Below are 21159 nucleotides of genomic sequence, written 5' to 3' on the forward strand. Positions count from 1 at the left end.
AGCATCCGAAGCATGAAGCATGACGGACCCGATGACGCTCACACCCGCCCGGATGGACTCGACGATGCGACGGTCGCCGCGCTCGGCAAGCTTTCGGAGGCCCTCGAGGCGGTCGAGCATGCCCGCGGGCTGCTCTATGGCTTCCACCGCCTGACCGGCACTGCCGATCTGCATCTCGGCGACGCCGTCGACGCTCTGCGCGAGGCGGGCCACGGTGAGCTGGCCGAGCGCATCGAGCGCGACATCCTGGGCCGCAACGTCATCCAGGGGCGCTGGACGTTCCAGATCGTCGAGGACTACGACGACAACTACTATTCCGCGTTCAAGGAGGCGGAGAGGGATGCTCGTGAGCAGCTCGCGGGCGGGCGTCGCCACCTCTTCGAAGCCGAGATGAAGGAGGATCGCCGCACGCACGGGTGGCCGCACCACGAGGCGAGGCCGGAGTAGCGAGATACAGCGTGTGCGGCGCGGCGCAGCATCCACACCCCGCGGCATCCACACCCCGCGGCATCCACACCCCATCAGCGCGGTGTTTTCTGCTCAGCGCGGGCGCAGAAACCGGCGCGCTGAGCAGAAAACACCGCACTGTTGACGCGGAGTCGACCGACTAGACGCGACGGGCCACGAACACCGGGATCTGTCGCTCGGTCTTCTCCTGGTATTCGGCGTAGGGCGGGTAGGCGGCGACTGCGCGCTCCCACCACGCCTCGCGCTCCTCACCCTCGACGATGCGCACCTCGTAGTCGGCGCGGTCGGGGCCGTCCTGCAGCTCGATGTGCGGCTCCTTCACAAGGTTGAAGTACCAGACCGGATGCTTCGGCGCGCCGCCCATCGATGCGACGAGCGCATACTCCCCGTCGTGCTCCACCCGCATGAGGGCGGTCTTGCGCAGCTTGCCGGACTTCGCGCCGACGGACGTGACAATGACGACCGGCATGTCGGTGTCGCCGAGGGTGGTGCCGCGCGTGCCGCCCGAGCTCTCATAGAGCTCCACCTGCTCGCGCGTGCGCTGAGATGTGCTGGGTTCGTAGTCTCCGCTCAGTGGCATGCAGTCGATAACAGCACGCGCGCCAGAGAATTCCCGGCAACACCTGTCCTGCCACCCGTCAGTTCCCAACAACGCGGCGTTTTCTGCTCAGCGCTACACCACAGAACACCGCGATGAGCAGAAAACACCGCACTGTTGGTGCCTGCGGCGGCTCACTCGTGGAGCGAGCCCGCTTGCGACGCAGCGCGTCCCGCCGCGAACCCCTCTTCATACCCCGCGGCCCGTGCTTCGGCTGTCCCGAGGCTGAACATGTCCGCCTCCCCCAGCCGCTGCAGCGCTCGCGCGCCCGGCGCGTCGAGCCCCGCGACATACCGCCCCAGCCCCCGCACGACCGCCACGGGCATCCCGCTCGTCTTGCCCTTCACTAGATCGGATGCCGCGGCGACCTCGTCCGCGATCGCGGCGGCGGTCACGGTCAGCGAGCGCCCCGCCGCATCCGTCGTCCCGCGCAGGTCCTCGAGCACGGTGACTCCCGCCGCGCCGATCGCGATGTCGGTCTGCCCCTGGCGCCACGGGCGGCCCGCCGTGTCGGTGATGACGACCCCGAGGCGCACCCCGGTCGCACGGCGGAGAGCCTCGCAGAGGGCGAGGGCCGAAGCATCCGGATCCTCAGGCAGCAGCAGCACGGTCCCCTCGTCGGTGTTGCTCGCGTCGACCCCGGCCGCCGCCATCACAAGCCCCTGCCGATTCTCGACGATGCGAGTCACGCCGCCCGGATGCTCACGCGAGGCGACCACGCGCACGGTCTCGTCCGTGATCGCCTGCTCGCGGTCGGCTGCGGCACGAATCCGACCCTCGGCTTTCGAGACGATCTTGCTCGTGACCGAGAGGATGTCACCCTCCTCAAGCTCGACGCCCGCCTCGAGAATGAGCGCCGCAAGGTTCTCGCCCGGTCGCACCTCACCGATCCCCGACACCCCGAACACCGTCAATCCCGGCACGAGCCCCATCAGGCCACCAGCCCCGGCAGCACATCTCGGCCAAAGGTTTCCAGAAACTCACGCTGGTTGCGCCCAACATTGTGCAGGTGGATGCGCGTGAAACCGAGATCGAGGTGGCGCTGGATGTGCGCGCGATGCGCATCGAGATCCGAGCTGACGAGCATCCGCCCCTCGAAGTGTTCGGGGCGCACCAGGCGGGTCAGCTGCTCGAACTCGTACGGCGAACGGATGTCCGCATGCGAGAACCGCAGCCCCGCCTGCGGCCACTCCCGCAGCGCGTTGGCCATCGCCTGCTCATCGGTCTCGGCCCAGCTCACGTGCAGGCGCAGCACACGGGGGGCGGATGCCGCGTCCCGCCCGACCGCGCGAGCGCCCTCCTCGAAGCGGCGCAACAGCACCTCGAGTTTCTCGAGCGGCGCGTTCGTCGTGATGAGCCCGTCGGCAACGCGCCCCGCCCGCTTGGCCGTGACGGGACCCGAGGTCGCGACGAGCACCTGCGGGGGCACCTCCGGCATGGTCCAGAGCCGTGACGACTCCAGCCGGAAGTGGGTGCCCGAATGCTTCGTGTCACGACCCGAGGCCGATGCCGTGAACAGCTTCTGGATCACCTCGATCGCCTCGAACATGCGGTCGATGCGCTCGGGCGCCTCCGGCCAGTAACGCCCGACGACATGCTCGTTGAGGGCATCACCCGAACCGACGCCGAGCCAATGCCGGCCCGGATACATGGCGGCGAGGGTCGCAGATGCCTGGGCGACCACCGCAGGATGCATGCGAAACGTCGGCGCCGTCACCGGACCGAAGTCACCCGTCGTGCGCTCCCCGATCGCCGTCAGAACGCTCCACACGAAGGAGGACTCCCCCTGCGCGGGCACCCACGGCTGGAAGTGGTCCGCCGCGACCACCCCCGAGAAACCGTGAGACTCGGCGAGCGCCGCCAACTCGACGGCCTCGCCGGGGGCGAACTGCTCAAGCATGGCGGCATAGCCGATCAGGGCACGGGTCATACGAGCATCCTGCCACCGCAGCGGCCGCTCGCCCCACGCGGGCGGGGCTTAGAACCAGGCGGGCTGCATGTCGAGCGTCGTGCGGTCCAGACTGTCGAGTAGGTCGAACTGCGCGTTCGTCTTGGGCAGTTCCCACCCGAAGAAGAAGGATGCCGCGCGCCGCTTGCCCTCGTAGAAGTCGCCCTCCTTCTCGCCCGCCGCGAGCCGCTGCTCAAGCCAGAGCCACGCGACGACAACGTGCCCCACGGCCTCCAGGTACACGGACGAGTTCGCGAGGGCGAGGGCCGGGTCGCCCTGCCCCCACAGGCGCTGGGTCGTCTCACGGATGCGCTCGACGGAGGCCCGCAGCATCCGCCCCTGCTCTGCCGCATCACCGCCGACGGATGCTGCGCGCTCGACGGTCGCGAGCATCCGCCCCAGCAGCAGCTCGAGTGCGGCGCCGCCGTGCATCGTGACCTTGCGGCCCAGCAGGTCGAGGCCCTGCACACCATGGGACCCCTCGTGGATGGGGTTGAGGCGGTTGTCGCGGTAGAACTGCTCCACGTCGAAGTCGCGCGTGTAGCCGTAACCGCCGTGTACCTGGATGGCGAGGTCGTTGGCGCGCAGCCCCCATTGCGACGGCCAGCTCTTGGTGATGGGGGTGAGGATGTCGAGGAGGAGCGTCGCGTCGCGGCGCTCGGCGTCGTCGGTGGCCGTCCTCTCCTCGTCGACGAGCTTCGAGCTGTAGAGCACGAGCGCGAGCGCGCCCTCCACGTAGGCCTTCTGCTCGAGAAGCATGCGGCGCACGTCCGCGTGGCCGATGATCGCGATGGGTGGGGTCGCAGGGTCCTTCTCACCGAGGGCGCGCCCCTGGCGGCGCACCTTCGCGTAGTCGACCGCCTGGCGGTAGCCCGCATAGCCGAGGGCCGTCGCGAGTGCGCCGACGCCGATCCGCGCCTCATTCATCATGTGGAACATGTAGGTGAGACCCTGGTGCCGCTCCCCGAGGAGGTAGCCGACGGCGCCGGCCTTGCCGCCGGGGGTGAAGCGCCCCTCGCCGAAGTTCAGCAGCGTGTTGGTCGTGCCGCGGTTCCCCATCTTGTGGTTCAGACCGGCGAGGGTTACATCGTTGCGCTCGGCGGGGGCGCCGTCGGCATCGTGCAGCCACTTGGGCACGATGAAGAGGGAGAGTCCCTTGACCCCGGCGGGAGCATCCGGCGTGCGGGCGAGCACAAGGTGCACGATGTTCTCGCCCAGCTCGTGGTCGCCGCCCGAAATCCACATCTTGGTGCCCGTGAGGCGGTAGGTACCGTCCTCCTGCGGATGCCCCGTCGTCGTGAGGTCGCCGAGGGAGGAGCCGGCGTCGGGCTCCGAGAGCGCCATGGTGCCGAAGTAGCGCCCCTCGATCACCGGCACCGCCCACTCCGCCACCTGTTCGGGAGTGCCGTGAGCAGCGAGCAGGTTGGCGTTGGCGAAGGCGAGGAGCGGGTAGGAGGAGGTTGCCGCGTTGGCCGCCTGCAGCCATGTCATGCACGCCCGCGCAACCGTGATCGGCAGCTGCATCCCGCCCAGCTCCTCGTCGAAGGATGCCGCGACCAGCCCCGCCTCGGCGAGCACCTGCAGTGCCGCGCCGATCTCGGGGATCAGCACGACCCTGCCTTCCTCGTCCATATAGGGCTCGGTCTGGTCGCCCGCCTTGTTGTGCGTCGCGAAGTGCTTCGTCGCGATCTCGGCACTCAACTCCAGCACCGCATCGAAGGTCTCACGCGAGTGCTCGGCGAAGCGCTCCCGCTGCGTGAGGGACTCGATGTCGAGCCACTCGTAGAGCAGGAACTCGAGGTCGCGGCGCGACAGGGCGGGGGTGGTCACGGATGCTGCTCCCTTGCAGTCTCGTTCGGGGCGGGTCGCTACTTCGAGACGGTGCCCATGAGCGACGCGATGGGGCGCAGGAAGATCGGCCGCGCGAGGATCCACAGCACCGCCATGACGACGATCGACCCGATGAAGAACCAGAAGCCGACCCAGCTGTCGTCGTCGCGCGCCCCATACATGTGGTTGAGGTTGCGCAGCGCCCCCGTCGTGAGCACGAGCGTGATGTGCACGATGATGAACGCGACGAAGTAGAGCATGACGGGGAAGTGGATGGCGCGCGCGACCTCGACCGGGTAGATCTTGTTGATCGCGGCATCCTTGGGCCAGGCGCCGGACATGCGGATGCCCGTGGCGATCGCCAGCGGCGTCGCGATGAAGATCGTGACGAAGTAGGCGATGAGCTGGAGGCTGTTGTAGTTGACCCAGCCGTTCTCGTGCGGCCAGTTCAGGGAGGCGTACTGCAGCCCCGCCGAGAGGGCGTTGGGGATGTGCTCCCACGTCGTCGGCACGACGCGCAGCCACTGGCCCGTGACGAAGAGCAGCACGAAGAACACGAGACCGTTGAGGATCCAGAGCGCGTCGAGCGTGAGGTGCAGCCACAGGTCGAGACTGATCTTGGTGGGCTTTCCCTTCGTGCGAATGAGGCCCTTGTTGTTGCGGGTCCAGTGCGCGGCAGGCCGCTGTGTCGTGCGCACCTGCCACCCCGTGCGGATGATCAGCAGGATCAGCAGCGAATTGAGGAAGTGCGACCAGTTGAGCCACGCGGGGAAGCCGACGGGCGTGCCCTCGGGCGGGGGCACCTCACCGGGGTAGTCGTTCAAGAACGACTGCACCTCGGGGAGGGTGCGCAGCCACTGTGCGCCGAGGACGACGAGCGCGAGCACGACGATCGCGGCCGGCACGATCCACACGAGCGGGAACCACCGGCTGCGGCCCGCCGACTTCTTCTTGGAGGAGGTGCTGGTGCTCACTTCTGGCGAGCCTCGAGCTCTTCGATCACCTTGGGGACGATCTCGAAGAGGTCACCCACGATGCCGAAGTCGGCGATCTCGAAGATGGGCGAGTCTTCGTCCTTGTTGATCGCGACGATCGTCTTGGCCGTCTGCATGCCGGCGCGGTGCTGGATCGCGCCCGAGATGCCGAGGGCCACGTAGAGCTGCGGCGCGACCGTGATGCCGGTCTGCCCCACCTGGTAGGAGTGCGGCACATAGCCGGCGTCGACGGCGGCGCGGGATGCGCCGACGGCAGCACCGAGCGCATCGGCGAGCTGCTCGACGAGCACGAAGTTCTCCTTGGAGCCCAGGCCGCGGCCACCCGAGACGACCTTCTGCGCGCCGCGCAGCTCGGGCCGCGTCGAGGTCACCTGCTCGTCGTTGACCGCGTCGATCACGGCCGAGACCGCGGTGTCGACATCGACGCTCGCCTTCTGCGGGGTCGCGGATGCCGCGGGCGCTTCGCCGTCAACGGAGCCGAGTCGCAGCGTGACGATGGGCAGCCCGCCCTCGACCGTTGCCTCAACCGTGTAGGCACCGCCGAAGACGGAGTGGGTCGCAACCACCCGGTCGCCGTCGGCGCGCACGCCGACCGCATCCACGAGCAGCGCGCCCTTGGTGCGGACAGCGAGGCGCCCCGCGACCTCGCGCCCGTCGGGCGAGTGGGCGGCGAGCACGGCGGCAGGCTGCAGCTCCGCGACGGCGGACGCGAGCGCCGCGACCTGGGCCGACGCGACCGTCGTAGTGGCGGCATCCGCCTCGACGATGTAGACCTGCTCGGCGCCGAGCTGACCGAGCTGCTCGACGAGCCCGTCGCCCGTGCCGGGCGCGACCGCGACGACCGCCACGGGGGTGCCGAGGTCGCTGGCTGCCTTGAGCAGCATGGGGGCGGAACCGCGGATCTCGCCCGTGGTGGAGACCTCGATGAACGCGAGGATGTTCGACATCTTCATACTCCTTTGGCTGATCCGGCTGAGATGAGGCGCTGGCTGGCGAGGAACTCGACGAGCTCGGCGGCGGCGTTGCCCTCGTCGACGACCTTGCGGCCGCCCTCACGCGGGGGACGTTCGGCGGTGCTGACGATGACGGAACGAGCGAGCTCGGGGAAGCTCGGGTCGACCCCGAGGTCTGCGAGGGACACGACCGTGAGCGGCTTGCGCTTGGCCGTCATGATGCCCTTGAAGTTGGGGAACCGGGCCTCGTCGGCGCTCTCCGTGATGGAGACGATCGCGGGGAGCGGGGCGTGGACCGTGCGGCTGCCCGACTCGGTGGCCTGCGAGCCGCTCACGGCGGCTCCGATCTCGAGTCCGTCGACGGCGGCGAGGTGGGAGAGGCCCAGGTGCTCCGCGATCATGGCGGGCACGACGCCGCCGCGCCCGTCGGTCGTCGCGTCGCCCGCGATCACGAGGTCGACATCGCCGATGTGGCGGATGGCGGCGGCGAGAGTCGTCGCGGTCCAGCCGATGTCGGACGCGACGAGGGCGTCGTCGAGCACGTGGAATGCAGCATCCGCACCCATCGAGAGCGCCTTGCGCAGGGCATCCTTCGCCTCGGCGGGCCCCATCGAGAGCACAACGACCTCGGTGGCCTTGTCGGAGTCCTTGCGCTGCAGCGCGACCTCGAGGGCGCGCTCGCTGATCTCGTCGATGATGGCATCGCTGGCGTCACGGTCGACCAGACCCTCCGACGTCAGCTTGCGCTCCCCGTAGGTGTCAGGCACCTGCTTGATGAGCACGACAATCTTCACTGGCCACTCCTTTGTATCGTCGTCGTCGACCGGGCCGCTACTCGCGCACGGAGGGACGGCGCTCGGTGTGGCCACCCTACTCGGGGCCTGTGACGGCGGGCACAAGTTTTGACGTCACCGTGAAGTGGCGCCTCCGGCTCGCGTCGATCTTTGGGCAATGGCACATCGGGGCGCCACCGCCCGGTGTCGATACGCTCGCTTCGCGAGCTACTCGCCGCTCAGCCGAGCTCGCGCAGTCGCGGCGCCAGGTCGCTCTCAAACAGCTCCATGAAGCGGCGCTGGTCGTGGCCCGGACCGTGGAAAACGAGGTGGTTGAGGCCCGCCTCGACGTAGGGCCGCACCTGCTCCACGACCTCCTCGGGGTCGCTGGAGACGATCCAGCGTTTGGCGACCTGCTCGATGGGCAGGGCATCCGCCGCCTTCTCCATCTCGATGGGGTCATCGATCGAATGCTTCTGCTCGGGGGTGAGCGAGAGCGGCGCCCAGAAGCGCGTGTTCTCGAGCGCCGTGTCGTAGTCGGTGTCGTAGGAGAGCTTGACCTCGATCATCCGATCGATGTCGGCGGATGCCCGCCCCGCCTTCGCCGCCCCCTCCTCGACGGCGGGCAGCAGCGAGTCGGTGTAGAGCTCCATGCCCTTGCCCGAGGTGCAGATGAAGCCGTCACCGGCGCGCCCCGCGTAGCGGGCCACGAGCGGACCGCCCGCTGCAATGTAGATGGGGATGCCGGCATCCGGAACGTCATAGATGGAGGCGCCCGCCGTGCGGTAGTACTCGCCCTCGAAGTCGACCCGGTCGCCGAGCCACAGCTGCCGCATGAGGTCGACCGCCTCGCGCAGCCGGGCGAAACGCTCCTTGAACTCGGGCCACTCGCCCGCGAAGCCGGTCGCGATCTCGTTGAGCGCCTCACCCGTGCCGACGCCGAGGAACACGCGCCCCGGATAGAGGCAGCCCATGGTCGCGAAGGCCTGCGCCACGACGGCGGGGTTGTAGCGGAACGTCGGCGTCATCACGGAGGTGCCGATCGTGATGCGCTCCGTGCGCTCGCCGACCGCCGTCATCCACGCGAGGGAGAAGGGCGCGTGGCCGCCCTCGTGCCGCCACGGCTGGAAGTGGTCGCTCACGGTGACGCTGTCGAAGCCGTGCTGCTCCGCGAGCACCCCGACCTCGACGAGCTCCCGCGGCGCGAACTGTTCAGCGGATGCTTTGAGCCCCAGTTTCAGCATGGGGCGACGATACTCCCCCAATGTTGCTGAGATGTGTACGAGGCATCCGCCGCACGACGTCCGCCCCACGGCCGATGTGCGTCCTCACAGCGCTGAATAGTGTGGGAGCACCGCACACGAAAGGCCCGCATGTACGACGCGCTCCAGAGCTTCACCGAGTCCCTCCCCGCCTTTTGGCAGTGGGCGGCGATCATCCTCATCAGCGCGATCCCCTTCGTCGAGTCGTACGGCGGGGCCCTCATCGGGGTGCTCGCGGGGGTGCCGGTGGTCGTCGCGATCGCGGCGGCCGTCGTCGGCAACTGGATCTCGATGGTGCTCGTCGTGCTGCTCTTCACGAAGATCCGCGAGCGCCGCGGCTCCGACGAGAAGCCCCTCAGCCCTCGCAGGCAGAAGTTCAAGGAGCGCTTCGACAAGTTCGGGGTGGCGGGCGTGAGCCTACTCGGCCAGACCGTGCTGCCGAGCCAGATCACTTCGGGCGCGATGGTCGGCTGGGGAGCCTCCCGCAGCGCCGTCATCTTCTGGCAGTCGATCTCGATCCTGCTCTGGGGTATCGCCTTCGGTGTGCTCGGGATGCTCGGCGTCAACCTGCTCGAGGGTCGCTAGCAGCCGGTAGCGTGGTGACATGCGTGTCGCCACCTGGAACGTCAACTCCATCCGCACCCGATACGGCCGCGTGGTCGACTGGCTCGTGCGTGAAGACGTCGACGTGCTGGGCATGCAGGAGATCAAGTGCAAGCCCGAGCAGTTCCCCGTCGAGGCCTTCGAGGAGGCGGGCTACGAGGTGGTCGCGCACGGCCTCAACCAGTGGAACGGCGTCGCCTTCGCGAGCCGCCTGCCGCTGACGGATGTCGAGACCTCCTTCGCGGGCCAGCCCGGCTTCCTCAAGGGCCAGGAGGGGCCGGACCTGCCGCTCGAGGCCCGCGCACTCGGCGTGACGGTCGAGGGGGTGCGACTGTGGAGCCTCTACGTGCCCAACGGGCGCTCGCTGGATGACCCGCACTACGTCTACAAGCTGGACTGGCTGGCGAAGCTGCGCGAGGCATCCGCCGACTGGATGGCGAAGCATCCCGGCGTGCCCCTCGCGCTCATGGGCGACTGGAACGTCGCCCCCTTCGATGAGGATGCGGGCGACCCCGCGCTCGTGCCCGGCGTCTCCACGCACATCTCGCCGGCAGAGCGCGAGGCGTTCTTCGCCTTCGAGTCGGCCGGCATCAGCGACGTCGTGCGCCCCCTCGTGCCCGAGGGCTACACCTACTGGGATTACAAGCGGCTCAAGTTCCCCCGCAACGAGGGGCTGCGGATCGACTTCATCCTCGGCTCGAGCGACTTCGCCGATCTGGTGACGGATGCCTCGATCCACCGAAACGAGCGCAAGGGCGACGCCCCGAGTGACCACGTGCCGGTCGTCGTCGACCTCGAACTCGAGGGGGAGGACGACGACCGGCCCATGATCTTCTAGGGCTCGCGCTAGACGCTCGCAAACACCTCGGACTCGAGCCGGGCGTAGCTCGCTTCCATGCCGTCGGCCATCCCCGTGTCGAGGACCATGTCGCGCGTCTCCTTGTCGGGGTAGGTGATGACGAGGGAGAGCAGAGTGCCGCCTTCGACGGCGGTGAGCGTGAGCTCGTTGCGCGCGCCCGGGCCGGGCGTTCCCTCCATCAGCTCGGTTGTGACCTCGCGGTGCGGGGGCGCCGACTCGAGCAGCTCGCCCGTGAAGGCGAACGCACCCTCGCTGCCGTCGACGGGCTCCCAGGCGTTGCGGAACGAGTCGCCCACGGACTCGGCGACGATGCACTCGCTCATGCGCCAGCCGTCGGGCCCGAGCATCCACTGCCTCAACAGCTCCGGCTCGTGGTGGGCTCGCCAGACCTGCTCGACGGTTCCGCGGATGACGCGGGTGATGCGCACCTGCGTGTCACTGAGCGTCTGCACCTCCACCCCGCGGCCTGCGGCGAAGGAGGCGAGGTCGGCGACGACGGCGTCGATCTGCGACATCGCAGAACGCATGCCCTCCTCCATGCCCATGCCGATGAGTTGCTCGAGCTGCTCGAGCGAGCCGAACTGGGTGGTCGTCGTCAGGCGCGAACCCTGCGGGGTCTCCGTGAAGGAGAACCGCATTCGCATGTTCGGCATCTCGGTGTTCGGCTCGCCGTCGTCGTTCGCGAAACCATCGAGCACCTCGAAGGAGCGCCCCTCGTCGACGGCCGTGAACTCCCAGTAGCCGCTCGATGTCTCGCCGTCGGGCCCCGTCATCGTGTAGTTCGAGCGACCCCCGACGGCCATGTCGTGACGGGTGAAGGTGGCGGGCCACTCGACCGGTCCCCAGAACTTCTCGATCTGGCGCGGATCGGCGTAGGCATCCCAGAGCCGGCGCACCGGCACGGGGAAATCGGCGACGACCGTGAGGGTGAGCGCCTCGAGGTCCTTGTCGACGGAGGTGATGGGCATGATGTCTCCTAGCGGTCGGTGGATCAGTGGTTGTGGGTCAGCGGCGGTGGTTCAGTGGGACTCGCGGGGCTCGTCCTCCGCAAGCAGGGCATCCAGGCGGTCGATCCGGCCTCGCCAGATCTGCTCATAACGCCCCAGCAGGGCCTGGGCCCGCCGGAGCATCTCGGGGTTTCCGCGGACGATGCGCTCGCGCCCACTGGGGTGTTTGGTCACAAGACCTGCTCCCTCCAGGACGGCGATGTGCTTCTGCACCGCGGCGAATGACATGTCGTAGGGCTCGGCGAGCTGCGACACGGTCGCGTCCTCGCTGAGGATGCGACGGATGATGTCCCGACGCGTCGCGTCGGCGAGCGCCCGGAAGATGCGGTCCACCTCGTCATCGCTGAGGTCGAACCGGGGGTCGTGGGAAGCTCGTGCACTATATGAAACCATTTGGTTGTACGTTAGAGCGCGGCGAGGCATCCGTCAACGGTTTTTCTGGGAGATCAGTTCAAAAGGGCGGCGACCAGCAGCAGCACGGGAAGCGAGCCGACCGTCGTGATGAGGATCGTGTCGCGGGCGACGATCATGCCGCGCTGATGCAGCTGGGCATAGTTGAAAACGTTCTGCGCGGTCGGCAGGGCCGCGAGCCCGACCGCGACGAAAAGCTCCTGCCCCTCGAGACCGAAGACGAAGCGAGCGAACACCCACGCCGCAACCGGCATGACGAGGAGCTTGATAGTCGACGCGAGCAGCACGTCTCGGCGGCCCGACTTCGGCTGCAGGATGCGCTGGCCGTGCAGCGAGATCCCGTAGTTGAGGAGCATGAGGGGCACGGATGCCGCCCCCACAATGAGGAACGGCTCCATGACGGGCGCCGGCACCTCCACCCCCGTGACCGACACGAGCACACCGAGACCCGAGCCGATCAGGATGGGGTTCCGCAGCGGCTGCACGATCGTCGACAGGATCGAGCCGCGGCCCTTCGTCGTCACGTCGAGCAGCGTGAGCCCGATGGGCGCGATCACGAGCAGCTGCAACAGGATGATGGGGGCGGATGCCGCGGCATCCCCCAGCACGTAGACCGCGACCGGGATGCCGATGTTGTTGGCGTTGACGTAACCCGAGGCGAGGGAGCCGATGATCGCCTCGGGGGCCTTGCGTCGCCACACGAGGCGCGCGACGAGGGCGAAGAGTGCGATCGAGGAGAAGGCTGCGAGCGCGGCGATCGCCAGCTCGGAGGAGAACAGCTGCTCGACGGGCGTCGTCGCGAGGATCGTGAAGAGCAGGCTCGGGGCGAGCACGAAGTAGACGAGACGCGCCAGCACGAGAGGGGCGTGGGGGCCGAGCAGGCGGATGCGCCCGATCACGTAGCCGGCGGCGATGATGACGGCGATGATCGCGAAACCGATCAGGACGCCAGACACCCCACAAGTCTCTCACCGCTCAGCGCGCTTGACTCACGACATTCAACGATATATCTTTGAAGAACTTAGAAGAGAGATTTGGAAGGAACGCAGATGCGACACCACAACAGCAACCCCTTTGGCGGCGAACAGCACCGCCGCCGCCACGACTTCAGCCAGCGACGCGGCTTCGGCCCCGGCGACCACCCCGGCCGCGGTGCCGGCTTCGGCCCCGGCTTCGGACCGCGCGGCTCACGACGGGCAGGGCGCGGCGACATCCGCCTCGCCATCCTCTCGCTGCTCAGCGAGACCCCCAGCAGCGGCTACGGCCTCATCACGGCGATTGCCGACAAGACCTCCGGAGCCTGGCGCCCCAGCCCCGGCTCCGTCTACCCGACGCTGCAGCAGCTCGTCGACGAAGAGCTCATCGTCCCCAAGGGCGTGGGGCGCCGCACCGAGTACGAACTGACGGATGCCGGCCGCAACCACGTGCAGGAGAACGCCGAGCAGCTCGCACAGGCGTGGGCCGGAGCGCCCGGGCGATCCGAGGCCGAGACCCGCTTCTTCGAGAGCGCCGCGAAGCTCAAAGGCGTCATCCAGCAGTTCAAGACCGCGGCGAGCGATGAACAGCGGGATGCGGCATCCGAGAAGCTCGACGAGGCGCGCCGCGCGCTGTACCTGATCCTCGCGGACTGACGGCGCGGCATCCGATCACCAACTGAGGGGACGCATTCTGGTGCCCGGCGACCGCCGGCAATACGGAGTGCGTCCCCTCGATGGTGCTCTAGACCAGTGAGGTCTGCCCGACCCGGAACCCCGCACCCTTGTGCTCGGCGGGCAGGCGGTCGCCCTCGTGGAAGAGCTTGTGGCGCAGAGTGCCCTCGACGTACTCGGTCGGGTACGCACCCCGGGCCTGGAGCACGGGGATCACGTGCTCGACGATGTCCTCGAAGGTGCCCGGCGTGATCGCGTAGGCGAGGTTGAAGCCGTCGACATCCGTCTCCTCGACCCACTCCTGCAGCTGGTCGGCGATCTCCTCCCCCGAGCCCACGATCGTGGGACCAAGCCCGCCGATCGCACTGTGCCGGGCGATATCGCCGACCGTCCACTCGCCGCCCTCCGCATTCGCCTGCTGAAAGTTCGACACGGTCGACTGGATCGCGTTGCTCTTCACATTGCCGACCGGCTCGTCGAGGTCGTACTGCGAGAGGTCGATGCCCATCCAGCCCGACATGAAGACGAGCGCGCCCTCCTCGCTCGCATAAGAGAGGTACTCGGCGTGCTTGGCGCGGGCCTTCTCGGGGGTCTCGTCGGTGATGACCGTCAGCAGCGTGTAGATGCGGGCGGCGTAGCGGTCGCGCCCCGCCGACTCGAGGGCATCACGGATGCGCCGCACGGTGTCGGCGAGCACCGCCTTCGTGGGCGAGGCAACGAAGATCGCCTCCGCGTTGCCCGCCGCGAACTCGATGCCGCGCGGCGAGGCACCGGCCTGATAGATCACGGGGGTGCGCTGGGGGGACGGCTCCGAAATGTGGATGCCGGGCACCGTGAAGTACTTGCCCTCGTGCCCGATGTCGTGCACCTTCGAGGGGTCGGTGAAGACGCCCGCCTCGCGGTCGACGACGACGGCGTCATCCTCCCACGACCCCTCCCACAGCTTGTAGAGCACCTCGAGGTACTCATCGGCATGGGCATAACGCTCGTCGTGCTCCATCTGGTCGTCGTGACCCATGTTGCGGGCGGCGCTCGGCAGGTAGCCCGTCACGACGTTCCACCCGACGCGGCCATTCGTCAGGTGGTCGAGAGTCGACATCCGCCGGGCGAAGGGATACGGATGCTCGTAGGCAGTGCCCGCCGTCACACCGAAGCCGAGGTGCTCGGTCACGGTCGCCATCGCCGAGACGAGCAGCACGGGGTCGTTCACAGGCACCTGCGCACCATGCTTGATGGGGGCCTCATTGCTGCCGCCGTAGACGTCATAGGTGCCGAGCACGTCGGCGATGAAGATGCCGTCGAAGCGGCCGCGCTCGAGGAGCTGCGCGAGCTCCGTCCAGTAGCGAAGCGTGTTGTACTCGCGTGACCGGTCCTTCGGATGCCGCCACAGGCCTGACGACTGGTGTGCGACGCAGTTCATGTCGAACGCGTTGAAACGGATCTGCCTGGCCATGTGGTGCCCTTTCGCTCGGAGTCACCATGCTGCATCCGCCCGGTCCCTCCCCGCCAACGGCAGTGACACATTTCGTCACGCCGTGGGCACTCAGCAGGGGAAAGACAGCGGCTCGGCCAACTTGCGGAGAGTGGGGGCCGGGCGAGGCCGTGGGTTTCCGAGAAATCACGCCATGCCCAGCATCCGGGCGCCACTATGGGCGCATGACTGAGACCACCATGCTCGCAGGCCGCCTCACCATCTCCACACGCGAATTCTCCGTCGAACGCGTGCCCGTTCCCGAACCCGCTCGGGGCGAGGTGCGTGTGAAGGTTGGCGCGGCGGGCGTGTGCCTCTCCGACGTTCACCTCATCGAAGGGCTGCTGACCCCGTCACTGCTTGACGGCGACGTCGTCACGCTCGGCCACGAGGTCTCCGGCACAGTCGACACCCTGGGGGCGGATGTCACGGGCTGGGCGCCCGGCGACCGCGTCGTCGTCAAGGCCGGCCACGAGAAGAACGGGCAGGTCTACACGATGGGGGTGGACTACGACGGCGGCTGGGCCGAATACCTCGTCGCCCCCGCCGACAACCTCGTCGCGATGCCCGACGACCTCCCCTTCGAGCAGGGCGCCATCATCCCCGACGCCGTGTCGACGCCCTGGTCAGCGATCGAGACAACCGCCCAGCTGCGGCCGGGAGACGCCGTCGGCGTGTGGGGCGTGGGCGGGCTGGGAGTACACGCCGTTCAGCTGCTGCGCTTCGCGGGCGCCGCGCCCATCATCGCGATCGACCCCCTCGAGGAGGCCCGCACCCGAGCCGCCGACTTCGGTGCCGACGTCGTGCTCGACCCGGGCGACCCGGAGTTCCGGGAGAAGATGCGGGACGCGACATCCGGGCGGGGTCTCGACGTCGCCTTCGACTTCGCGGGCGTCGACGCCGTGCGCGCCCAGGCGATCTCCTCACTCGGTGTCGACGGAAGACTCGTGCTCGTCGGGCTCAGCGGCACCCCCATCACGATCGCCAACAGCAACAAGTTCACGCACATGCGCAAGAGCATCCTGGGTCACTACGGTTCGGAGCCGCAGCACGTCGACAAGCTCGTGGAGCTCACGCGGCTGGGCCGCATCGAGTTCTCGCGGTCCATCAGCGGGCGCATCCCCCTCGCCGAGGCCGCAGAAGCCGTGCGGATGCTCGAGCACAAGGAGGGCAACCCGATCCGGCTGGTGCTCGTGCCGTGAGTCGCTGCTGACCCTCGACCGCGCTTCGGGTGCACCGCTCGCTTTCGCGTCGAGTTGCCCAGAAACGCGGGCGAAGCGCCGCTCGGGACGCACGCTTATGGGCAACTCGGCGAAAATGTCGCTAACCGACGCGCTTGCGCACGGCGGCGGCGACCGCCTCCGGTGCCTCCTCTGGGATCCAGTGCGAGATGCCGTCGAGCACCTCGAACTCGTAGTCCCCCTCGACGTGGTGCCCGCAGCGGCGGGCCGCCGTCTCGCCGAGCGCGACATCCTTGGTGCTCCACAGGTAGGTGGTCGGCACGCGCACGGCGGGCAGCTCGCCGAAGCCGCGACTCATTGCGCGGTACCAGTTGAGCGCGGCGGTCAGTGCGCCCGGCTCGCGCAGCACGGCGAGGTAGGCACGCTTCGACTCGCGGTCGACGTGCCGCCCGTAGAGCAGCTTGAGCGCCGCGCCACCGAACGCGAGCAGCACACGCTCCGGCACGCGCCGCTTGCGGAAGAACGCGATATACGCCGACTTCCGCTTCTGCGCCGGGTCGTTCTTCAACGCCCACACCATGGCGGCGGGGTGCGGCACTGACACGGCCACGAGTGAGCGAACACGATCCGGATGCTTCGCCGCGAGTTCCCACGCGACGATCGCACCCCAGTCGTGCCCTACGACGTGCGCCGAGTCGATCTCGAAGGCGTCGAGGATCCCTAGCACGTCCCCGGCGAGCAGGTCGACGCGGTACTCGCGCACCTCCGCCGGGCGGGCCCCCGGCGAATAGCCGCGCTGGTCAGGCGCGATCAGCCGGAAGCCGTCGGCCGCGAGCGCCGCGGCAACCCCCTCCCAGGAGTGCCCCGTCTCGGGGAAGCCGTGGAGCAGCACGACGGGCCTGCCATCGCGCGGGCCCCACACGCGCAGGTCGAACTCGAGGTCACCGACACGCACCTGCTGGCGTTCCATCATGGCGACACTGTACGCGTGCGTAAGCCGAAACGCTTCCAAAGCGAGGGTGCCGTGAACACCACGAAGAGGCCGAAGGCACACTGGAGAAGCACGGGGTAGGGAGGCTCAAACGGGAGTTCGTAGGCGATGGCGACACTCACGTTCACCGCGACATCCGCAACCATGATCGCTACCCCGAGCGGTATCGCCGCGCGACGGCCGAGGGCGAGCAGAAGCACCATCAGCGGGTCGAGCAGCGTCAGCGAGATCCAGAAGACCTGGACGGCAGCCGGGAAGCCCGCGTAGACCCCCAGGCCTCCGACCGCGAGGTCGATGACATGTGTTGTGGTGCCGATGAGGAAACCGGCCATCCACAGCAGGCGGACGGCGGGACGCGTCGTCATGTCCCGCGGCTAGCGACGCGATGTGCACGCCGTCGACATGCTTCTGGTTGTGCCGTCATGCCTTGAAGTAGACGAGTTGGTGGGTCGTCGCGAGGAGCACGCCGTCGCGGCCCCACAGATGCGCGGTCTGGTCGAAGAAGCCCTCTGAGAAGCGGTGGGCCCGCGCCGAGCCGAGGAGGTGCGCTTCGCCCTGGGCCGACACCTCCGCCGCGTCGGCGTGGAAGTAGATCGTCAGGCTCACGGTGCCCGCCGGGCTCATCTCGCCGCGCCGCAGGTAGACGCGGGGGTAGTAGACGTCGCAGAGTGCCGCGAACGACGCGAAGGTGAGCGGCCGCGGGGGCGAGTCGCGCATCCACAGCGTTGAGACCGAGTCCGGATGCTCCGCCCCGGGCGTGATCAGACCGTCGACGAAGCGCATCTCGTAGTTCTGCGCCCACACGATCGCGGGCGGCAGCTGCTGGCGGTCGAGCGTCTCGGCGGTGGGCGCCGTGGGAGCGGGGGTCTCCGTGGCCGACCAGGTGGGGCGGCGGAGGCCGAAGACGGCCGTGGCGGTGGTCGCGACCACGCCCTCCTGAGTGAGCGCGATCGACCAATGCTGCGTCGTGCGGTTCGTGCGCACAGGCTCCGCGACGACCTCAAACGGCCCGTCCGCGACCGGGCCGGCGAAGTTCACGGTGAGCGAGAGCGGCGACCCCAGCACCTCGCGGTGCAGCTCGACGGCACGGAGCAGCACGGCCGCCGTGATCCCGCCGAAGGGGCCCACCATGTTGGCGTAGGCGGGGTGGGTGCGGCCGGCGTAGCGTCCGTCACCGAGCGGCTCGAGCGCGACGGCGTCGTCGAACGGGTGAGAGGTCATTGCTGCAGCGTATGGGATGCCGCGGGGCGGCGCTCGGGCCGCACCCGTCGGGGCGCGGCGCTCGGGCCGCACCCGTCGGGGCGCAGCAGTCGGGCCGCACCCGTCGGGGCGCAGCAGTCGGGCCGCACCCCTTCGGGAGGAGAAACTGCGCGACGCGCCGGGCGGAGGCCGGGACACACCGCGCGCGGCTCAAAATCTCCTCCGCATCGGTGGAGGTTGCGTCGTGTGACGCGCATGATGAAGGGGTCGGCGGGCGTGCGGGTAGCGTTGTCCGGTGAGCATGAGCAGTGACATCCGTGAGCTTCTTGTCGAGACGCGCCGGTTCCCGCCGCCCGCCGGCTTCGCCGCGACGGCCAACGTCGATGAGAGCGTGTGGGCGGATGCCGCGGTCGACCCGATCGCGTTCTGGGAGCGCGCCGCGCACAGGCTCGACTGGCATGAGCCCTGGCACACGGCACACACGTGGGAGCCGGCACTGCAGCCGGACGGCTCCCTGCAGCCCCCCAACGCCGAGTGGTTCGCGGGCGGCCGCCTCAACGTCGCCGTCAACTGCGTCGACCGGCACGTGGCATCCGGTGCCGGCGACAAGGTCGCGTACCACTTCGAGGGCGAGCCGGGCGATACCCGCACGATCACCTACGCAGACCTGCAGCGGGAGGTGGCGAAGGCCGCCCACGCCCTGACGGAACTCGGCATCGGTCCGGGCGACCGGGTCGTCGTCTACCTGCCCGTGATCCCCGAGACGGCGATCATCACGCTCGCGATCGCCCGGGTCGGCGCCGTGCACTCGCTCGTCTTCGGGGGCTTCAGCGCGGAGGCGCTGCGCTTCCGCATCGAGGACACGGGGGCGAAACTGCTCGTGACGAGCGACGGACAGTTCCGCCGCGGCAAGGCCGTGCCCGTCAAGGCGCAGTCCGATGAGGCGGCGGCCGGGCAGGAGAGCCTCGAGCATGTGCTCGTCGTCCGGCGAACGGGCGAGACGGATGTCCCGTGGACCGAGGGTCGCGACGTCTGGTGGCACGACGTGGTCGAGCGGCAGCCCGAGGTGCACGAGGCCGAATACTTCGACTCCGAGCATCCGCTCTTCATCATCTACACCTCGGGAACAACGGGGAAGCCGAAGGGGCTCGTGCACACGAGCGGCGGCTACCTCACCCAGGCGTCGTGGAGCCACTGGGCGATCTTCGACGCCAAACCCGACGACATCTACTGGTGCACGGCCGACCTCGCCTGGGTGACGGCGCACACCTACGCCCTCTACGGCCCGCTCTCCAACGGCACGACGCAGGTCATGTACGAGGGCACGCCAGACACCCCGCGGCGCGGCCGCCACTTCGAGATCATCGAGAAGCTCGGTGTGACGACGTACTACACGGCGCCGACGCTCATTCGCACCTACATGACGTGGTTCCCTGACGGGCCTTCGGGATACGACCTGTCGAGCATCCGCCTGCTCGGCTCTGTCGGCGAGGCGATCAATCCTGAGGCCTGGATGTGGTTCCGCGAGCACATCGGCGCGGGCACCGCGCCCATCGTCGACACGTGGTGGCAGTCGGAGACGGGCGCGGCCATCATGGCGCCGCTGCCCGGCGTCACGACCCTCAAACCCGGCTCCGCGAGCCGGGCCCTGCCCGCCCTCACGACTCGCATCGTCGACGAGAACGGTGCGGATGTCGCACCCGGCGCCGGCGGATACCTCGTGATCGACGGCACCTGGCCCGCCATGGCCCGCACGGTCTGGGGCAACCCGCAGCGCTACCTCGACTCCTACTGGGCGCGCTTCGCCGACCGCGGCTACTACCTCGCAGGCGACGGCGCGAAGGCCGACGCGGAGGGTGACGTGTGGCTCCTCGGCCGCACCGACGACGTCATCAACGTCTCGGGTCACCGCCTCTCAACAATCGAGATCGAGTCGGCGCTGGTCGCGCATCCGCTCGTCGGCGAAGCGGGCGTCACGAGGGCGACGGATGCCACGACGGGCGAGGCCATCGTCGCCTTCGTCGTGCCCTCCCGCGACGTCGAGCCGGAGGATCTCGCGGCGACTCTGCGCTCTCACATCGCACGCGAGATCGGTCCCGTCGCCAAACCCCGGGACATCATCGTTGTGGCCGACCTGCCGAAGACCCGTTCAGGCAAGATCATGCGGCGCCTGCTCGGCGACATCATCGACGGGAGGGAGCTGGGCGACACGACCTCGCTTCAGGATCCGAGCGTGCCGGCTGCAATCGCCCGCACAGTTGCGGGGCAGCGCGGCCGGAAGCAATCCCAGCAGTAATATTGCGCCGTGAACGACGAAGCGGAAGTGACCACGAGCGCAGTAGTCGCGACCGTCTACGACCACCTCCTCGGTGCCATCAGCGAGGGCTCCCTCCAGCCGGGCGACCGCATCAGCGACGGTGAACTGGCGACCCAGTTCGGGGTGTCGCGCACACCCGTGAGGGAGGCGATCCAGCGGCTGCGCGATATCGGGGTGATCGAGGCATCCGCCAACCGCTTCACGCGCGTCGCCGTCGTCTCGCCCCAGCAGACGGCCGACGCGATGACCGTCTGGGTGACCCTGTACCGCGCCCTCGTCGCGGAGGTCACACCGCGCGTCGATGACGCCGCCATCGGCGACATGGAGACGGCCCATCAGGAGTGCGTCGAGGCGATGGAGAAGCGCGACTTCGCCGTCGTCGCCCGCACGAACTTCGACTTCTTCGCTCGACTGCGGCCCTTCTCGGGCAACGAGGTGCTCACTCGCTCGATCACCGGCGTCGTGCACATGGTGCGGCTCGGCAGCCTCCACCTTCCCGAGGCCATCGACGTGGCCCAGCTTGCGGGGTGCCAGCGGGCGCTGCTTGACGCGCTGCGGGCGAGGGATGCCGCGGCCGCCGTCGACGCGATCGACGCGCTGCGCGACATCCGCATCCCGCAGGAGTGATCACTCTGGCTTTCTC

Annotated in this window: 22 protein-coding genes; 7 read left to right on the forward strand and 15 right to left on the reverse strand. The window is 68.7% G+C overall.

Going from position 1 to position 21159, the window contains the following annotated elements:
- Nucleotides 1–12: 12 nt before the first annotated feature.
- Complete coding sequence (locus tag OH146_RS07205) at nucleotides 13–447, forward strand: hypothetical protein (RefSeq protein WP_265158924.1); 435 nt, start codon at nucleotides 13–15, stop codon at nucleotides 445–447.
- Between the two features lie 160 nt (nucleotides 448–607).
- On the opposite strand, the gene OH146_RS07210 is transcribed toward OH146_RS07205, so the two are convergent.
- From OH146_RS07210 to fgd, 8 genes are all read right to left on the reverse strand, one after another.
- Nucleotides 608–1048 carry a nitroreductase family deazaflavin-dependent oxidoreductase gene (locus OH146_RS07210; protein ID WP_265158927.1) on the reverse strand — a complete coding sequence of 147 codons (441 nt, stop codon included), beginning with the start codon at nucleotides 1046–1048 and terminating at the stop codon, nucleotides 608–610.
- A 152-nt stretch (nucleotides 1049–1200) separates the two neighbouring features.
- Nucleotides 1201–1998 (reverse strand): coenzyme F420-0:L-glutamate ligase, encoded by a 798-nt coding sequence (locus OH146_RS07215; RefSeq protein WP_265158929.1) that lies wholly within the window; start codon nucleotides 1996–1998, stop codon nucleotides 1201–1203.
- Nucleotides 1998–2996 carry a TIGR03557 family F420-dependent LLM class oxidoreductase gene (locus OH146_RS07220; RefSeq protein ID WP_265158931.1) on the reverse strand — a complete coding sequence of 333 codons (999 nt, stop codon included), beginning with the start codon at nucleotides 2994–2996 and terminating at the stop codon, nucleotides 1998–2000. The genes OH146_RS07215 and OH146_RS07220 overlap by 1 nt, the downstream gene beginning before the upstream one ends.
- A gap of 48 nt (nucleotides 2997–3044) precedes the next feature.
- Nucleotides 3045–4844 (reverse strand): acyl-CoA dehydrogenase, encoded by a 1800-nt coding sequence (locus tag OH146_RS07225; protein ID WP_265158933.1) that lies wholly within the window; start codon nucleotides 4842–4844, stop codon nucleotides 3045–3047.
- Nucleotides 4845–4882: 38 nt separating this feature from the next.
- Complete coding sequence (locus OH146_RS07230; RefSeq protein ID WP_265158935.1) at nucleotides 4883–5818, reverse strand: cytochrome b/b6 domain-containing protein; 936 nt, start codon at nucleotides 5816–5818, stop codon at nucleotides 4883–4885.
- The gene (locus tag OH146_RS07235) at nucleotides 5815–6786 is read right to left on the reverse strand and encodes an electron transfer flavoprotein subunit alpha/FixB family protein (protein ID WP_265158937.1); all 972 of its coding nucleotides are present in this window, start codon (nucleotides 6784–6786) and stop codon (nucleotides 5815–5817) included. The genes OH146_RS07230 and OH146_RS07235 overlap by 4 nt, the downstream gene beginning before the upstream one ends.
- A gap of 2 nt (nucleotides 6787–6788) precedes the next feature.
- Nucleotides 6789–7586, reverse strand: coding sequence for an electron transfer flavoprotein subunit beta/FixA family protein (locus tag OH146_RS07240; protein WP_265158939.1), 798 nt, complete (start codon nucleotides 7584–7586; stop codon nucleotides 6789–6791).
- A gap of 218 nt (nucleotides 7587–7804) precedes the next feature.
- Nucleotides 7805–8809, reverse strand: a complete 1005-nt coding sequence (gene fgd / locus OH146_RS07245; protein WP_265158941.1) for a glucose-6-phosphate dehydrogenase (coenzyme-F420) — start codon at nucleotides 8807–8809, stop codon at nucleotides 7805–7807.
- Between the two features lie 129 nt (nucleotides 8810–8938).
- On the opposite strand from fgd, the gene OH146_RS07250 reads away from it, so the two are divergent.
- Together OH146_RS07250 and OH146_RS07255 are read left to right on the forward strand one after the other, a co-directional pair.
- Nucleotides 8939–9412 (forward strand): hypothetical protein, encoded by a 474-nt coding sequence (locus tag OH146_RS07250; RefSeq protein WP_265158943.1) that lies wholly within the window; start codon nucleotides 8939–8941, stop codon nucleotides 9410–9412.
- Nucleotides 9413–9431: 19 nt separating this feature from the next.
- A complete protein-coding gene (locus OH146_RS07255) occupies nucleotides 9432–10268 on the forward strand; it encodes an exodeoxyribonuclease III (protein WP_265158945.1) in 837 nt (278 codons plus the stop codon).
- 8 nt (nucleotides 10269–10276) lie between these two features.
- Here the strand turns inward: OH146_RS07255 and OH146_RS07260 are convergent, their stop codons facing one another.
- The 3 genes from OH146_RS07260 to OH146_RS07270 are packed head-to-tail and all read right to left on the reverse strand — an operon-like array spanning nucleotide 10277 to nucleotide 12663.
- Nucleotides 10277–11257: an SRPBCC family protein gene (locus OH146_RS07260; RefSeq protein ID WP_265158947.1), complete on the reverse strand. Its 981-nt coding sequence runs from the start codon at nucleotides 11255–11257 to the stop codon at nucleotides 10277–10279.
- 51 nt (nucleotides 11258–11308) lie between these two features.
- Nucleotides 11309–11689: an ArsR/SmtB family transcription factor gene (locus OH146_RS07265; protein ID WP_265158949.1), complete on the reverse strand. Its 381-nt coding sequence runs from the start codon at nucleotides 11687–11689 to the stop codon at nucleotides 11309–11311.
- A 53-nt stretch (nucleotides 11690–11742) separates the two neighbouring features.
- Nucleotides 11743–12663 (reverse strand): AEC family transporter, encoded by a 921-nt coding sequence (locus OH146_RS07270; RefSeq protein ID WP_265158951.1) that lies wholly within the window; start codon nucleotides 12661–12663, stop codon nucleotides 11743–11745.
- A gap of 93 nt (nucleotides 12664–12756) precedes the next feature.
- Here OH146_RS07270 and OH146_RS07275 point away from each other — a divergent pair, with 93 nt between their 5' ends.
- The gene (locus OH146_RS07275; protein ID WP_265158953.1) at nucleotides 12757–13338 is read left to right on the forward strand and encodes a PadR family transcriptional regulator; all 582 of its coding nucleotides are present in this window, start codon (nucleotides 12757–12759) and stop codon (nucleotides 13336–13338) included.
- Nucleotides 13339–13426: 88 nt separating this feature from the next.
- Here the strand turns inward: OH146_RS07275 and OH146_RS07280 are convergent, their stop codons facing one another.
- Nucleotides 13427–14809 carry an LLM class flavin-dependent oxidoreductase gene (locus tag OH146_RS07280; RefSeq protein ID WP_265158955.1) on the reverse strand — a complete coding sequence of 461 codons (1383 nt, stop codon included), beginning with the start codon at nucleotides 14807–14809 and terminating at the stop codon, nucleotides 13427–13429.
- A gap of 203 nt (nucleotides 14810–15012) precedes the next feature.
- Here OH146_RS07280 and OH146_RS07285 point away from each other — a divergent pair, with 203 nt between their 5' ends.
- Complete coding sequence (locus OH146_RS07285; protein WP_265158957.1) at nucleotides 15013–16029, forward strand: zinc-binding dehydrogenase; 1017 nt, start codon at nucleotides 15013–15015, stop codon at nucleotides 16027–16029.
- A gap of 121 nt (nucleotides 16030–16150) precedes the next feature.
- On the opposite strand, the gene OH146_RS07290 is transcribed toward OH146_RS07285, so the two are convergent.
- The 3 genes from OH146_RS07290 to OH146_RS07300 are packed head-to-tail and all read right to left on the reverse strand — an operon-like array spanning nucleotide 16151 to nucleotide 18220.
- Nucleotides 16151–16981, reverse strand: a complete 831-nt coding sequence (locus OH146_RS07290; protein ID WP_265158958.1) for an alpha/beta fold hydrolase — start codon at nucleotides 16979–16981, stop codon at nucleotides 16151–16153.
- The gene (locus tag OH146_RS07295; protein ID WP_265158960.1) at nucleotides 16978–17364 is read right to left on the reverse strand and encodes a hypothetical protein; all 387 of its coding nucleotides are present in this window, start codon (nucleotides 17362–17364) and stop codon (nucleotides 16978–16980) included. The genes OH146_RS07290 and OH146_RS07295 overlap by 4 nt, the downstream gene beginning before the upstream one ends.
- A gap of 55 nt (nucleotides 17365–17419) precedes the next feature.
- Nucleotides 17420–18220, reverse strand: a complete 801-nt coding sequence (locus tag OH146_RS07300; RefSeq protein WP_265158962.1) for an acyl-CoA thioesterase — start codon at nucleotides 18218–18220, stop codon at nucleotides 17420–17422.
- A gap of 280 nt (nucleotides 18221–18500) precedes the next feature.
- On the opposite strand from OH146_RS07300, the gene acs reads away from it, so the two are divergent.
- Nucleotides 18501–20495 (forward strand): acetate--CoA ligase, encoded by a 1995-nt coding sequence (gene acs, locus OH146_RS07305; protein WP_265160694.1) that lies wholly within the window; start codon nucleotides 18501–18503, stop codon nucleotides 20493–20495.
- Between the two features lie 9 nt (nucleotides 20496–20504).
- Nucleotides 20505–21143 (forward strand): GntR family transcriptional regulator, encoded by a 639-nt coding sequence (locus tag OH146_RS13925; protein ID WP_265158964.1) that lies wholly within the window; start codon nucleotides 20505–20507, stop codon nucleotides 21141–21143.
- Nucleotides 21144–21159: the final 16 nt, after the last annotated feature.

The organism is Homoserinimonas sedimenticola (assembly GCF_026094475.1).
GTDB classification, from domain to species: Bacteria; Actinomycetota; Actinomycetes; order Actinomycetales; family Microbacteriaceae; genus Homoserinimonas; species Homoserinimonas sedimenticola.